Annotated in this window: 11 protein-coding genes; 7 read left to right on the top strand and 4 right to left on the bottom strand. The window is 65.0% G+C overall.

Annotated elements, in window-relative coordinates:
• The first annotated feature begins 39 nt into the window (after positions 1–39).
• A complete protein-coding gene (locus NYR58_RS16965) occupies positions 40–1275 on the top strand; it encodes an MFS transporter (protein WP_261522344.1) in 1236 nt (411 codons plus the stop codon).
• Positions 1276–1281: 6 nt separating this feature from the next.
• Entirely contained in the window at positions 1282–2655 is a 1374-nt protein-coding gene (gene gltX / locus NYR58_RS16960) for a glutamate--tRNA ligase (protein WP_261522343.1), read from the top strand.
• 324 nt (positions 2656–2979) lie between these two features.
• Here the strand turns inward: gltX and NYR58_RS16955 are convergent, their stop codons facing one another.
• From NYR58_RS16955 to NYR58_RS16945, 3 genes are read right to left on the bottom strand one after another with little or no spacing between them, the layout of a single operon-like run.
• Positions 2980–5304, bottom strand: a complete 2325-nt coding sequence (locus NYR58_RS16955) for an NADP-dependent malic enzyme (protein WP_261522342.1) — start codon at positions 5302–5304, stop codon at positions 2980–2982.
• A 34-nt stretch (positions 5305–5338) separates the two neighbouring features.
• Positions 5339–6181 (bottom strand): fumarylacetoacetate hydrolase family protein, encoded by an 843-nt coding sequence (locus tag NYR58_RS16950; protein ID WP_261522341.1) that lies wholly within the window; start codon positions 6179–6181, stop codon positions 5339–5341.
• Between the two features lie 54 nt (positions 6182–6235).
• Positions 6236–7015 (bottom strand): SDR family oxidoreductase, encoded by a 780-nt coding sequence (locus tag NYR58_RS16945; protein ID WP_261522339.1) that lies wholly within the window; start codon positions 7013–7015, stop codon positions 6236–6238.
• A 125-nt stretch (positions 7016–7140) separates the two neighbouring features.
• On the opposite strand from NYR58_RS16945, the gene NYR58_RS16940 reads away from it, so the two are divergent.
• The gene (locus NYR58_RS16940; RefSeq protein ID WP_261522337.1) at positions 7141–7956 is read left to right on the top strand and encodes a UDP-2,3-diacylglucosamine diphosphatase; all 816 of its coding nucleotides are present in this window, start codon (positions 7141–7143) and stop codon (positions 7954–7956) included.
• A gap of 13 nt (positions 7957–7969) precedes the next feature.
• Here the strand turns inward: NYR58_RS16940 and dgcA are convergent, their stop codons facing one another.
• Positions 7970–8950 (bottom strand): N-acetyl-D-Glu racemase DgcA, encoded by a 981-nt coding sequence (gene dgcA, locus NYR58_RS16935; protein WP_261522335.1) that lies wholly within the window; start codon positions 8948–8950, stop codon positions 7970–7972.
• Positions 8951–9049: 99 nt separating this feature from the next.
• Here dgcA and NYR58_RS16930 point away from each other — a divergent pair, with 99 nt between their 5' ends.
• From NYR58_RS16930 to NYR58_RS16915, 4 genes are all read left to right on the top strand, one after another.
• On the top strand, positions 9050–10234 hold the full coding sequence (locus tag NYR58_RS16930; protein WP_261522333.1) for an MlaE family lipid ABC transporter permease subunit: 1185 nt from the start codon (positions 9050–9052) through the stop codon (positions 10232–10234).
• On the top strand, positions 10234–11055 hold the full coding sequence (locus tag NYR58_RS16925; protein WP_261522331.1) for an ABC transporter ATP-binding protein: 822 nt from the start codon (positions 10234–10236) through the stop codon (positions 11053–11055). Before NYR58_RS16930 ends, NYR58_RS16925 begins: the two co-directional genes overlap by 1 nt.
• 17 nt (positions 11056–11072) lie before the next feature.
• Positions 11073–12449, top strand: a complete 1377-nt coding sequence (locus NYR58_RS16920) for an MlaD family protein (protein ID WP_261522328.1) — start codon at positions 11073–11075, stop codon at positions 12447–12449.
• Between the two features lie 70 nt (positions 12450–12519).
• Positions 12520–13128: an ABC-type transport auxiliary lipoprotein family protein gene (locus tag NYR58_RS16915; RefSeq protein ID WP_315903347.1), complete on the top strand. Its 609-nt coding sequence runs from the start codon at positions 12520–12522 to the stop codon at positions 13126–13128.
• Positions 13129–13253: the final 125 nt, after the last annotated feature.

Raw genomic sequence — 13253 nt, 5'->3', positions numbered from 1 at the left:
CGAAAAGATCCGGGCCGGCGCTCTTCATCAGAGAAACACATGTCCTTTCTGCTCTTCCTTCGCGAGAATGCCCGTTGGCTCGCCGGCGGGTTCCTGCTCACTTTCTTCTCCTCCTTCGGACAGACATTCTTCATCTCCCTGTCGGCAGGCGACATCCGCGCAGAATATGGCCTCTCGCATGGTGCCTTCGGCATGATCTACATGCTGGCAACGCTCGCCAGCGCATTCACGCTGCCGCGCTTCGGCCAGATCGTTGACCGGCACTCGGTCAAGACCGTCACCTTCATCGTCGTGCCGGTGCTGGCCGTTGCCTGCATTTCCATGGCGCTGTCTTCCTCGGTGATCGTTCTGTGCGTGACCATCTATCTGCTGCGCCTGTTCGGTCAGGGCATGATGACGCAGAACGCATTGACGGCGATGGGCCGCTGGTTTGCCGCCCAGCGGGGGCGCGCCGTCTCGCTTGTCACGCTGGGGCACAATGCGGGCGAGGCTGTGCTGCCACTTCTCTTCGTCGCCGTGGCGGGTGCCGTCGGCTGGCGCAACAGCTGGCTGGTGGCCGCCGCCGTTCTGGTGGTCGTCGCCCTGCCGGCGATTGCGGCGTTGATGGCGGTGGAGCGGGCGCCGCGCTCCAGCGATCCGCCACCGCGCGTTTCCGCCGCCCGCCACTGGACGCGGGCGGAGGTGATCCGCGATCCCCTGTTCTATGCGCTGCTGCTGGGGGTGATGGCGCCGGGTTTCATCGGGACGACCATCTTCTTCCATCAGGTCTATCTGGTGGAGCTGCGCGGCTGGTCGCTCGAGGTCTTCGCGTCCGCTTTCACCTTCATGGCCGCGATGACGGTGACCTTCGCGCTGGTCTCGGGCCAGCTCATCGACCGTTTCTCGGCCGTGGCGCTTCTGCCGAGCTTCCTGCTGCCGCTCGGCGCGGCCTGCCTGGTGCTTGCCTTTTTCGAGGGGCAATGGGCGGCATTTGCGTTCATGGGGTTGCTCGGCATCTCCTATGGCTGTTCCTCGACGCTTTTCGGCGCCCTGTGGCCGGAGATATACGGCACGCATTATCTCGGCGCGGTGCGCGCGCTTACCGTCGCCATCCTGGTGTTTGCAACGGCCATGGGGCCGGGACTGACCGGCTATCTGATCGACCTCGGCGTCTCCTATCCGCTGCAGATTGCTGCCATGGGCTTCTACTGTCTTGCCGCCGCAGCCCTCATGCTGGCGGTTTCGCGAAGACTTGCGGCGCGTGCCTTGCAAAGCCCATATGCCTCGGCTAGCTGAAGCGCCATGAGTGTTACCGTTCGCTTTGCCCCGTCTCCCACCGGGCGCATCCATATCGGCAATGCGCGCACCGCGCTTTACAACTGGCTGTTTTCGCGCAAGGCCGGCGGGCGCTTCATCCTGCGCTTCGACGACACCGACAGCGCACGCTCACGCCGGGAATTTGCCGAGGCGATCGAGGAGGATCTGCGCTGGCTCGGCATCGAGCCGGATCTTGTCGTGCATCAGTCGGAACGCTTTGCCCGCTATGAGGAGGCCGCGGCCGGCCTCAGGGAACGCGGCCTTCTCTATCCCTGCTACGAGACGGCGCAGGAGCTCGAACGGCGGCGCAAGGTGCGCCTGTCGCGCCGTCTGCCGCCGGTCTATGGACGGGAGGCGTTGAAGCTCGACGATCGGGAGCGTGCGCAGCTCGAGGCGGAAGGGCGAAAACCCCATTGGCGCTTTCTGCTGCCCAATTTCGACGACGATCCCTTTTCGCCGCGGCGCACGGAAATCCACTGGGAGGACGTAGTGCGCGGACCGCAGACCGTGGATCTGGCGTCGATGTCCGACCCCGTTCTCATCCGCGAGGATGGCACCTTCCTCTACACGCTGCCTTCCGTGGTGGACGACATTGCGCTTGGCATCACGCATGTGATCCGCGGCGACGACCACATAACCAATACCGGCGCCCAGATCGCGCTGTTCGAGGCGCTCGGCGCGCAGGCGCCGGCCTTCGGCCACCACAACCTCCTGATCGCGGCGGACGGCGAGGGGCTTTCCAAGCGCACGGGTGCGCTGTCGCTGGCCGGCCTGCGCGAGGCTGGCATCGAGCCCATGGCGGTCGCTTCGCTGGCCGTTCTGCTCGGCACTGCGCAGGCCGTGTCTGCGTGCGAGGATATGGACGCGCTGGCCGGGAGATTCGATCCGGCTTCGACCTCCCGCTCGCCGGCACGGTTCGACGTGGACGAGCTGAAAGCGCTCAACCGCTCCATCGTTCATGCCATGCCTTTTGAGAAGGCCGCCGCACGACTTGCCGCGTTGGGCATTGCAGGCCCCAGGGCGGAAAGTTTCTGGAACGCGGTGCGCGGCAATATCGAAACGCTGGCGGATGCCGTGGAATGGTGGCGCATCGTCACCGAAGGACCGCCGGAAACGGCAACGTTCTCGCAGGAAGACCGCGCCTTCCTGCGCGCAGCCTTCGCCCTTCTGCCCGAACAGCCCTGGAACCACCAGACCTGGCATGAATGGACGCGAGCCGTGAAGGCGCAAACCGGGCGCGGGGGCAGGGCGTTGTTCAAGCCGCTGCGGCTGGCGCTTACCGGACGGGATTCCGGGCCGGAGCTCGCAGATCTATTGCCTCTTCTGGATCGGGAAAAAATTTTGGCCCGACAACCCTGACGCGCCGTTCGGCCTCTCCCATGGGACGCGCAGGCGTGTCTTCGAGAATCTGCTCCGCTGTCCCTTCATCGCCGACCGGTCGCGACGTGCCGCGCAGGTCCAGGATCGACGACCGGGTGGCCATGGGCGGCGGGGTGCCCTGGCTGCCGCCGTCACCGGCGATAATGGTATAGCCCTTCTGCTGGCCTGCCGCTTGTGGCGTCATGGAAATGAGGATGGCGTGTGCCATGGCACCCGCCGCAAACCATGCCCTGCCCGACATTTCTCATTCCTCTGCGCATCTCGATACGGCGGGAAGGATAGCCCTGTGACGTTAAATGCCGGTTAGCCGGGCAGGGCGGGCTGATTCTCCCGGTTCTGCAGCGCCTCCACCGCGGCGAGAGCGGTCATGTTAACGACGCCGCGCGACGTCACCGAAGGGGTGAGGATGTGCGCCGGGCGGGCCGGGCCGAGCAGGATCGGCCCGACATGCAGGGCGTCCGTCATCGCCTTGACGGTGGTCAGCGTGATGTTGGCTGCATCGAGATTGGGGAAGACAAGGAGGTTGGCCTCGCCTTCGAGCGCGGCATGGGGAAAGACGCGTTGCCGCAGCCCCTCCGAAAGGGCGGAATCCCCATGCATCTCGCCGTCGGCCACGATGTCGGGCGCGATACGGTGCAGAATGGCAACAGCCTCGCGCATCTTCAGCGCGCTCGGGCTGTCGCGCGAGCCGAAGTCGGAGTGCGAGAGCAGTGCGGCCTTCGGCTCGATGCCGAAACGGCGGATCTCCTCGGCCGCCAGCACGGTCATCTCCGCCACCTCCTCGGCGCTCGGGTCCAGCGTGACGTGAGTATCGGTGAAGAAGGTGACTCCCCTTTGGGCGATCAGCATCGACAGCGCCGACAAGGCGCACACGCCTTCGCGCCGGCCGATGATGGTATCCACATATCGGAGGTGGCGCTCGAAACGGCCTTCCAGGCCGCAGATCATCGCGTCCGCCTCGTCGCGCATTATGGCCAGCGCCGCAATCACCGTGGTGTTGGTGCGCACCAGCGTGCGGGCGACCTCCGTGGTTACGCCGCGACGTCCGGCAATGCGGATCAGAAGATCGACATAGGCGCGATAACGCGGGTCGTCCTCGGGGTTGATGATCTCGAAGTCCCTGCCGGGCCTTATCTTCAGGCCATAGCGCTTGAGCCGCACTTCCACCACATGCGGCCTGCCGATGAGGATCGGCTGGGCGAGCCCTTCTTCCAGCACCACCTGAGCGGCGCGCAGCACCCGCTCATCCTCCCCGTCGGCATAGATGACGCGCTTGCTGCCGGCCTGCTTCGCCGCGGAGAAGACCGGCTTCATCACCAGGCCGGAACGGAAAACGAAGCGGTTCAGCCGGTCGAGATAGGCTTCCATGTCCTCGATGGGCCGGCTGGCCACCCCCGAGTCCATCGCCGCCTTCGCCACCGCCGGGGCGATGCGCAGGATGAGCCGCGGATCGAAGGGCGAGGGGATGAGGAAATCCGGCCCGAAGATCGGTGTTTCGCTGGAATAGGCGCGGGCGGCGACGTCGGAAGGCTCCTCGCGGGCCAGGGCAGCGATGGCGCGTACCGCCGCCAGTTTCATCTCCTCGTTGATGGCCTTGGCGCCGGCATCCAGCGCGCCCCGGAAGATATAGGGGAAGCACAGGACATTGTTGACCTGGTTGGGATAGTCCGAACGACCGGTGCAGATCATGGCGTCCGGCCGCGCCTCGCGCGCCGCCTCTGGCATGATCTCCGGCACCGGGTTGGCAAGGGCGAGTATCAGTGGCCGCTCGGCCATCTCCTTAAGCATCTCGGGCTTGAGGACGCCACCCGCGGAGAGGCCGAGGAAGACATCCGCCCCGCTGATCACATCGGCTAGTGTGCGCGCCTCGGTGTCCTTGAGATAGGGCTCCTTCCAGCGATCCATCTCTTCCGTGCGCCCGCGCCAGGCGACACCGAAACGGTCCGTGATCCAGATGTTTTCCGTGCGTGCGCCGAGCGAGACGAGGAGATTGAGGCAGGCAAGGGCGGCCGCGCCCGCGCCGGAGGTGACGATCTTCGCCCGGGCGATGTCCTTGCCGGCAAGCTCCAGCCCGTTGAGGATCGCCGCCGCCACGATGATGGCCGTGCCGTGCTGATCGTCGTGGAAGACGGGGATACCCATGCGCTCCTTGAGCCGTTCCTCCACCTCGAAGCACTCCGGCGCCTTGATGTCTTCCAGGTTGATGCCGCCGAAGGTGGGTTCGAGCGCGGCGATGGTTTCGACCATCGAGTCGACATCCGGCGCGTCGATTTCGATGTCGAAGACGTTGATGCCGGCAAATTTCTTGAACAGGACGGCCTTGCCCTCCATCACCGGCTTGGAGGCAAGCGGCCCGATGTTGCCAAGGCCGAGCACCGCCGAGCCGTTGGAAACCACGCCCACCAGATTGGCGCGCGCGGTGTAGTCGGCGGCAGCGCCCGGATTGTCGCGAATGGCCAGGCAGGGTGCGGCAACGCCCGGCGAATAGGCGAGGGCGAGGTCGCGCTGGTTGCCGAGCGGCTTGGTGGGCTGGATCTCAAGCTTTCCCGCCACCGGATAGCGGTGGAAGAAGAGAGCAGCCTCGTCGAGATCCGAGCCGCCGCCCTTCGCCGGTGTCCTTGGTGCCATTTTTACTGTCCGTGCTCTGGGAAACGTCGTCCTCTTAGCGTGCGACGACCCGTTGGCGCTGCTCGCCGAGGCCGGAAATCCCGAGCCGCATCTCGTCGCCAGCCTTCAGATAGACCGGCGGCTTCATGCCAAGGCCGACGCCGGGCGGCGTGCCGGTGGTGATCACGTCGCCGGGTTCGAGCACCATAAAGCGCGACAGATAGGAGACGATCTGCGCAACGGAGAAGATCATCGTCTTCGTGTTGCCCGTCTGGCGACGCTCGCCATTGACATCCAGGAACATGTCGAGGTTCTGGGGATCGGCAATCTCGTCGGTCGTTACCAGCCAGGGACCGAGCGGACCGAAGGTGGGAGCGCTCTTGCCCTTCACCCACTGGCCGCCACGCTCCGTCTGGTACTCGCGTTCGGAGACGTCGTTGCAGACGGCATAGCCGAAGACGTGGGACAGGGCGTCCTTCTCCTCCACATAGTCGCAGCGCTCGCCGATGATGACGGCCAGCTCCACCTCCCAGTCGGTCTTTTCCGAGCCCTTGGGCAGCATCACGTCGTCGTTCGGACCCGAAAGGCAGCTCGGCGCCTTCGAGAAGACCACCGGCTCGCTGGGCACCGGCAGGCCGGACTCGGCGGCATGGTCGGCATAGTTGAGCCCGATGGCGATGAAGTGGCCGGTGCGCAAAAGCGGTGCGCCGATGCGCACGGACGAGGGCACTTCAGGCAGGCTGCCGATGTCTGCGGATGCGAGAATGCGTGTCAGCGCCGGCGACAGCGTCTCGGGCGTGAAGTCGCCGACCAGCGAAGAGACGTCGCGGATCGTGCCGTCGGTGTGCAGGACAGCCGGCTTTTCCGCGCCCTTGTTGCCAAACCGCAAGAGTTTCAAGTTTCTCTCTCCCTGTTGTTTGAGGTGGATGGCCGCAAGCGCGGCTCAACGATTTCAGAAGGCGCTCGTGTAAAGCCCGCCGTCGAGAAGCAGGTTCTGGCCGGTGATGTAGCCGGCATGGGCCGAGCACAGGAAGGCGCAGGCGCGGCCGAACTCCTCCGCCGTGCCGAAGCGGCCGGCCGGAATCTCCGCCGTCTGGCGTCGCGCTTCCTCCTCATAGCTCACGCCGGCCTTCTCCGCGCCATAGCGAATGCCGCTTCTCAGCCGTTCGGTGTCCATCTTGCCCGGCAGGATGTTGTTGATGGTGACGTTGCGGCTGGCCACACCACGCGCCACGCCGGCCAGAAACGCCGTGAGCCCCGCCCGGGCGCCCGAGGAGAGATCGAGACCCTGAATGGGCATGTAGACCGAGAGCGATGTGATGTTGACGATGCGCCCGAAGCCGCGGCTTGCCATGCCGTCGATGGTGGCCTGAATGAGCTCCAGCGGCGTGACCATGTTCTGCGTCACGCCGTCGAGGATCGCCTGGCGCGTGAGCTCGCGGAAATCGCGGCGCGGCGGACCGCCGTTGTTGTTGACGAGGATGTCCGGTTGCGGACAGGCGGCAAGCAGTGCCTCCTGGCCCTCGGGCGTCGAGACATCGGCGGCAACCTCGGTGACGACGACGCCGTAGCGCGTGCGGATTTCTTCCGCTGTTGCCTTCAGGGCGTCGGGATCGCGTCCATTGACGACGAGATTGCAGCCGGCCTCCGCCAGTGCCAGGGCGCAGCCCCGGCCCAGCCCCTTGCTGGATGCACAGACGATTGCATTCCTGCCCCTGATGCCGAGATCCATGGTCTTCCCCGATTGCTTCAGACTGGTGATCGTCTACTCCCGCCGCCAGCGCCTGGCAACCGTCACATGGCTGTGACAGGAATCTGGTCATAGCAGCGGCGACAGCCACCGCATGGGACGACGAGATGCCTGCCACCGCGCCGCGCACCTTCCGCACCATCTTCCTTTCCGACATCCATCTGGGCTCGCGGCCCGCCAAGGCCGAGTTTCTGGTGGATTTTCTGCGCCATCACGACGCCGACACCATCTATCTGGTGGGGGATATCGTCGATGGCTGGCGGCTCAGGCGTTCATGGCACTGGCCTCAGGCCCACAACGACGTGGTGCAAAAGCTCCTGCGCAAGGCGCGCAAGGGCGCCAGGGTGTTCTACATCGCCGGCAATCACGACGAGTTTCTGCGCCCCTTTCAGGGGGTGCATTTCGGCGGCATCGTGGTGACGGACCGCGTCATTCACGAGGCGGCGGACGGACGGCGCTTTCTCGTTCTCCACGGCGACCAGTTCGATGCCGTTGTGCACAATGCGCGCTGGCTCGCCTATCTGGGAGACAAGGCATATGACGCCGCCATCGTCGTCAACCGCGTGGTGGGCGCTGTCCGCAGGCTCCTTGGTCGACCGTACTGGTCCTTTTCCTCCTGGGCCAAGGTGAAGGTGAAGAAGGCGGTGAAATTCATCAGTTCCTTTCAGAACCTGCTCGCCCAGGAGGCCGCCCGTGCCGAGGTGGACGGCGTCATCTGCGGGCACATCCACCATGCCGCCATCGAGCAGATCATGGGCGTTCACTACATGAACACCGGCGATTGGGTGGAAAGCTGCACGGCACTCGTGGAGAATTTCGACGGCAGTTTCGAGATCATCACCTGGACCGAGATTGCCCAGCCCGCGGCCCTGCAGGAGCGGCCCCTGCCGCCGGTGAAAGGCGAAACTGCAAAGGCGGCGTAGAACCGGCCTGCCGCTATCCCCACAATGCCGGCGATGGGGGAGAAACCCGTGCGCCGTCATAGACGAGGCCGGGCGAGCGGTCATGCCGAAGAAGAAGCGGCCCGTCCAGGTCGACGAATTCCGCCTCCTGCGCCAGCAGGACCGCCGGCGCCATGGCAAGCGACGTGCCCACCATGCAGCCCACCATGATGGAAAAACCCCGTTCGCGCGCCCGTTCGCGCAGGATGAGCGCCGCCGTCAGGCCGCCTGCCTTGTCAAGCTTGATGTTCACCGCGTCGTAGAGCCCTTCGAGAGCCGACAGATCCTCTGCCGTATGCACACTCTCGTCGGCGCAGACAGGCACCGGCCGCTCGATTTCGCGCAGGATTGCATCCTCCCCGACCGGCAGCGGCTGCTCGACGAGCGCCACGCCGCAACCGGCTGCAGCGTGCAGATTCTCGGCAAGACTGTCTGGCCGCCAGCCCTCGTTCGCATCGACGATCAGCCGGCTGCCGGGGGCAGCCTCGGCCACCGCGCGCAGGCAGGCGGCATCGTGCTCGCCGCCCAGTTTGATCTTCAGAAGCGGCCTGTCCGCGTGGGCGCGTGCCTGGGCTGCCATTTCCTCGGGCGTACCGAGGGAGATGGTCTGTGCCGTGGTCAGTGCGCGCGGGGCAGGACAGAGTGTTTCCTGGACACGCCGGCCCGTGCGTTTGGCCTCCAGGTCCCAGAGCGCGCAGTCGAGCGCGTTGCGCGCCGCACCGGGCGGCATGAGCTTCATCAGCGCCTGACGGTCTATGCCATCCGCCACGGCGCTGCGCATGGCCTCGATCTGTGCTACCACGCTTTCCACGGTCTCCCCGTAGCGGGCATAGGGCACGCATTCGCCGCGGCCCGTGGCTCCCTCCTGGGTGAGGGTGCAGGTGACCACCTGCGCCTCGGTTTTCGCACCGCGGGCGATGCGGAAGACGCCGGCTATGGGAAAACGCTCGATCTCGACGGCCAGGGCAGGAGCCATGATCACCTCGCTTTGTTGCGCCCGCTGGTGGCGTTATGCACGGATTTTACAGGCAGAAGTAGTTTTCTTTGCACGCACCAGCCTTTATGGATGACGCTTATGGTGTTCGGAGCCTCGAGGCAAGCAGGCGGCACGGCCGTGCAGGAGAAGGCGGAACCGGCGCGCATTGATTGCACGCGGGATGACGGCGTGTTGACGTGCCGGCTTTCCGGTGACTGGACGACGCGCACCGTGGGTGAGGTTGACGGTCGTATCCGCGAGCTCCTCAGGAGCGAGGAAAAACGTCTCGATCTGGACCTCGGTGCGATACGCCATCTCGACACCGCCGGTGCGTGGCTTGTAGGCCGGCTGATTGCCGACCAGAAGCGGCGCGGCGCCACGGTCTCGGTGAGCGGGGAGTCGAGCGCCGCCACCATCCTTCTCGATGCGGTCATGCCGATTGCCGAGGCGCCGGAGGCCCCGCCCGAGTCGCGCGGCGGCTCCTGGTTCATCGGTCTCTTCGCGGCTGTCGGACGCTCCGTCCATGACGCGCTGAACGACATTCTCTACGGCCTGCACATATTGGGGGCGACGGTCAGCGGGGCGCAGATGAAGCTTGGCCGCAAACATGCGGTCAACCCTGCAGCCATCATCCATCAGATCGACCGCATGGGCGTTGGCGCCATTCCCATCATCGTTCTGATGTCGGCGATCGTGGGCGCCATCATTGCCCAGCAGGGTGCCTTCCAGCTTCGCTATTTCGGTGCCGAGATCTTCGTGGTTGACCTGGTGGGCATCCTCGTGATGCGCGAGCTGGGCGTTCTGTTGACGGCAATCATGATCGCCGGCCGCTCCGGCAGCGCCATCACGGCCGAAATCGGCTCGATGAAGATGCGGGAGGAGGTGGACGCGCTGACCGTGATCGGCCTCAATCCGGTGGGCGTTCTCGTGTTTCCGCGCATGGTGGCGCTCGTCATCGCCTTGCCGTGTCTGACCATCATCTCCAATTTCGCCGCCCTTGGCGGCGCCATGGGGATTTCCTGGCTTTATTCAGGCATCGCGCCGTCGACCTTCATCGACCGGCTGCGCGACGCCATTGACCTGACGAGCATTTTTTCCGGCCTCATCAAGGCCCCATTCATGGCATTGATCATCGGCGTCATCGCTTCCGTGGAAGGCATGAAGGTGGGCGGCAGCGCCGAATCGCTGGGCAGGCAGGTGACAACATCCGTGGTGAAGGCCATCTTCGTCGTGATCGTGGTCGACGGCCTGTTTGCCATTTTCTACGCAGCCATTGATTTCTGATGACCGAGCACCAGCATGACAACGAGGCGGCGCGGCAGGCGCCGGCAGGCGGGGATGACATCATCCTCCAGGCGGAGGGGGTGACCGTGCGCTTTGGCACCAACACGGTGCTGGAGAACCTTTCGCTCGACGTCTATCGCGGCGAGATCCTGGGATTTGTCGGAGCCTCGGGCACTGGCAAATCGGTGCTTCTGCGCACCATCCTCGGGCTTGTACCCAAAGCCAGCGGCACCATTCGCATGTTCGGAAGGAACCTCGCGGAACTTTCCGATCAGGAGCGCATGCTGATCGACATGCGCCAGGGCGTGCTGTTCCAGCATGGGGCACTGTTCTCCGCCCTTACCGTCCTGGAGAACATCCAGGTGCCCATGCGCGAATATATCGACCTGCCCAAGAAGCTGATGGATGAGCTTGCCCTGCTCAAGGTCGAGCTGGTGGGGCTGCCGCGTGCGGCGGCCAACAAGTATCCCTCCGAGCTTTCCGGCGGCATGATCAAGCGGGCGGCGCTGGCGCGGGCGCTGGCGCTCGATCCCGACATCGTCTTTCTCGACGAGCCGACATCCGGGCTCGATCCGATCGGCGCAGCCGAGTTTGACGAGCTTGTCATCAAGATGCGCGATACGATGGGCCTGACCGTCTATATGGTAACCCACGATCTCGACAGCCTGCTGACCGCCTGCGACCGCATTGCCGTGCTCGGCCAGAAACGTGTACTCGTGGAGGGCACGGCGCAGGACATGATGCAGTGCGACGAGCCATGGGTGAAATCCTATTTCAGGGGTAAGCGGGCGCGACGCATCGTCCCTTCGGAAGATGCATGAGAAAAGAGCCTTAAAGTATGGAAACAAAAGCCAATTATGTTGTCGTTGGGCTGTTTACGGTGCTGGCGGTTCTCGCGGCCTTCGGCTTCATTTACTGGGCGGCGGGCATTGGTGACCGCAGCGAGATGACACCGCTGCGCTTTCGCATCATGGGCTCGGCGGCAGGGCTCAGCCGCGGCAGCGCCGTGCTCTTCAACGGTGTCCGGGTGGGCAATGTCCTGCGTGTCTATGTCGACCCGGACAACCCGAAATATGCCGTCGCCGATGCCGAGGTGGACCGAAAGCAGGCGCCGATCAGCCGCTCCACGCGCGCGGATGTCGGCCTTGCCGGGCTGACCGGCCAGGCCAGCATCGAGCTGACGGGCGGCGACCCCAACGAGCCCAATCTTCTTGAACAGGCCGAGGAACAGGGCACCATCGTGACCATCGACACCAGTCCCTCGGCGGTCACAAATCTTCTGCAGACGACGCAAAGCGTTCTCACGCGCGCCGACACGATGATCGGCGAGTTGGAAGGCTTCGTGTCGGATGCGCGGGGGCCGCTGACGCGCACTCTGGTGAATGTTGAGACCTTCTCCGATGCACTGGCGAAGAACTCCGACGGGATCGACCGGTTCCTCGCCAGCGTGAGCGAGCTTTCCACCACGCTCACGGCCGTCTCCGGCCGCCTCGACTCCACCCTCGAAGCGGCCGAGGGGCTGCTGAACTCCGTCGACCGGCAGCAGGTTGCGCAAGTGATGCAGAATGTCGACCGCTTCACCCAGCAGCTTGCCGACGCTGGTGGACGCCTCGATGGCATCGTCACCGGGGTTCAGGAAACGGTGACCGCCCTGAACACCTTCTCCGAGAATGCCAACCGCACGCTCGGGCGGGTCGATGGCATCGTGGCCGGCATCAACGCCGAGTCCGTCTCCGCCGCGGTCGACAATTTCGCCGAAGCCAGTGAACGCCTCGACCGCGCTTCGAGCGATATCGCACGGGTGAGCGAGGCGGTCGGCCGCAGGACGCAGGACATCGACCAGATCATCACCGATGCCAGCCAGCTTGCCAGCCGGCTCAACGAAGCCTCGACCCGCATCGACGGCGTTCTGGCCAAGCTGGACGGAATGCTGGGCAGCGGCGACGGGGAGGGGCTGGTGGCCGAGGCGCGCGCCACGCTGCAATCCTTCCGCCAGGTGGCCGACACGCTCAACGCCCGCATCGGCACGATCACCGACGGGCTGGCGCGTTTCTCCGGCCAGGGGCTGCGCGATGTCGAGGCGCTGGTCATCGACGCACGCCGCTCGATCAACCGCATCGAGCAGGCCGTCAGCGATTTCGAGCAGAATCCGCAGCGTATCATCACCGGCGGTGAAGGCACGATCCGCCGCTATGACGGCCGCGTGCGGCGTTGACAAGCCGACACGGGTTCGCAAGAAGGAAACGGAAATTTAAAGGCAATCCTTTTAAATTTGGGAGTTTCATTTGAGTTTGAGGGGTTCTTCGATCGGAGGGCTTGCCCTGGCAGGGCTCCTGCTTGGCGGGTGTGCCGCCATTCCGGGATTCGGGCCGCCGCCGGTAGACGCGTATGACATCAGTGCGCCCATGCCGCCGGATTCCGGCCGGCGTCTTTCGCGCACGCAGATTCTGGTGCCCGAACCCTCGGCGCTGAAGATTCTGGATGGGCAGGATCTGGTGGTGCGCGCGGCCGATGGCACGGTGCAGCTTCTGGGCGGGGCGCGTTGGTCCGACCGTCTTCCGCGCCTTGTTCAGGCGCGGCTGATAGAGGCCTATCAGCGCTCGGGCCGCATCGGCGGCGTCGGCCGGCCGGGCGAGGGGCTGGCCATCGACTATCAGGTCATTGTCGACATCCGCACCTTTGAAATCCGCGCAGGCACCAGTGGTGAACGCGCGCATGTGGAGCTCTATGCCCGCGTTCTCAATGATCGCAACGGCGTGGTGCGCGCCGGGCGCAGCTTCACGGTCACCGCGCCTGTGGTGGGCAGCGGTGCCGGTGCCTTCGTCGCGGCCCTCGACCGCGCGTTCCAGAGCGCGGCGGTGGAAATCGTCGACTGGTCTATCGGCGTGATGTGAACGAGCGCCGTCGACCCGAAGAAAAACCCCGGGTCTTGCGACCCGGGGTCAGACCGCTGACAAACCCCTGGCTTTGGCCGGGGGTTTTTGATTCACTGGGTCATGTTGAAGCGACCCGCCCCTGA

This window comes from Chelativorans intermedius (genome assembly GCF_025398255.1).
Taxonomy (GTDB): Bacteria; Pseudomonadota; Alphaproteobacteria; order Rhizobiales; family Rhizobiaceae; genus Chelativorans; species Chelativorans intermedius.
This window is presented reverse-complemented; position numbering and strand designations above follow the sequence as displayed.

Excerpts from the sequence above, each read along its gene's own strand:
- NYR58_RS16965 (WP_261522344.1), top strand. The coding sequence starts at position 40 with ATGTCCTTTCTGCTCTTCCTTCGCGAGAATGCCCGTTGGCTCGCCGGC.
- gltX (WP_261522343.1), top strand. The coding sequence starts at position 1,282 with ATGAGTGTTACCGTTCGCTTTGCCCCGTCTCCCACCGGGCGCATCCAT.
- NYR58_RS16955 (WP_261522342.1), bottom strand. The coding sequence starts at position 5,304 with ATGGCACCAAGGACACCGGCGAAGGGCGGCGGCTCGGATCTCGACGAG.
- NYR58_RS16945 (WP_261522339.1), bottom strand. The coding sequence starts at position 7,015 with ATGGATCTCGGCATCAGGGGCAGGAATGCAATCGTCTGTGCATCCAGC.
- NYR58_RS16940 (WP_261522337.1), top strand. The coding sequence starts at position 7,141 with ATGCCTGCCACCGCGCCGCGCACCTTCCGCACCATCTTCCTTTCCGAC.
- dgcA (WP_261522335.1), bottom strand. The coding sequence starts at position 8,950 with ATGGCTCCTGCCCTGGCCGTCGAGATCGAGCGTTTTCCCATAGCCGGC.
- NYR58_RS16930 (WP_261522333.1), top strand. The coding sequence starts at position 9,050 with ATGGTGTTCGGAGCCTCGAGGCAAGCAGGCGGCACGGCCGTGCAGGAG.
- NYR58_RS16925 (WP_261522331.1), top strand. The coding sequence starts at position 10,234 with ATGACCGAGCACCAGCATGACAACGAGGCGGCGCGGCAGGCGCCGGCA.
- NYR58_RS16920 (WP_261522328.1), top strand. The coding sequence starts at position 11,073 with ATGGAAACAAAAGCCAATTATGTTGTCGTTGGGCTGTTTACGGTGCTG.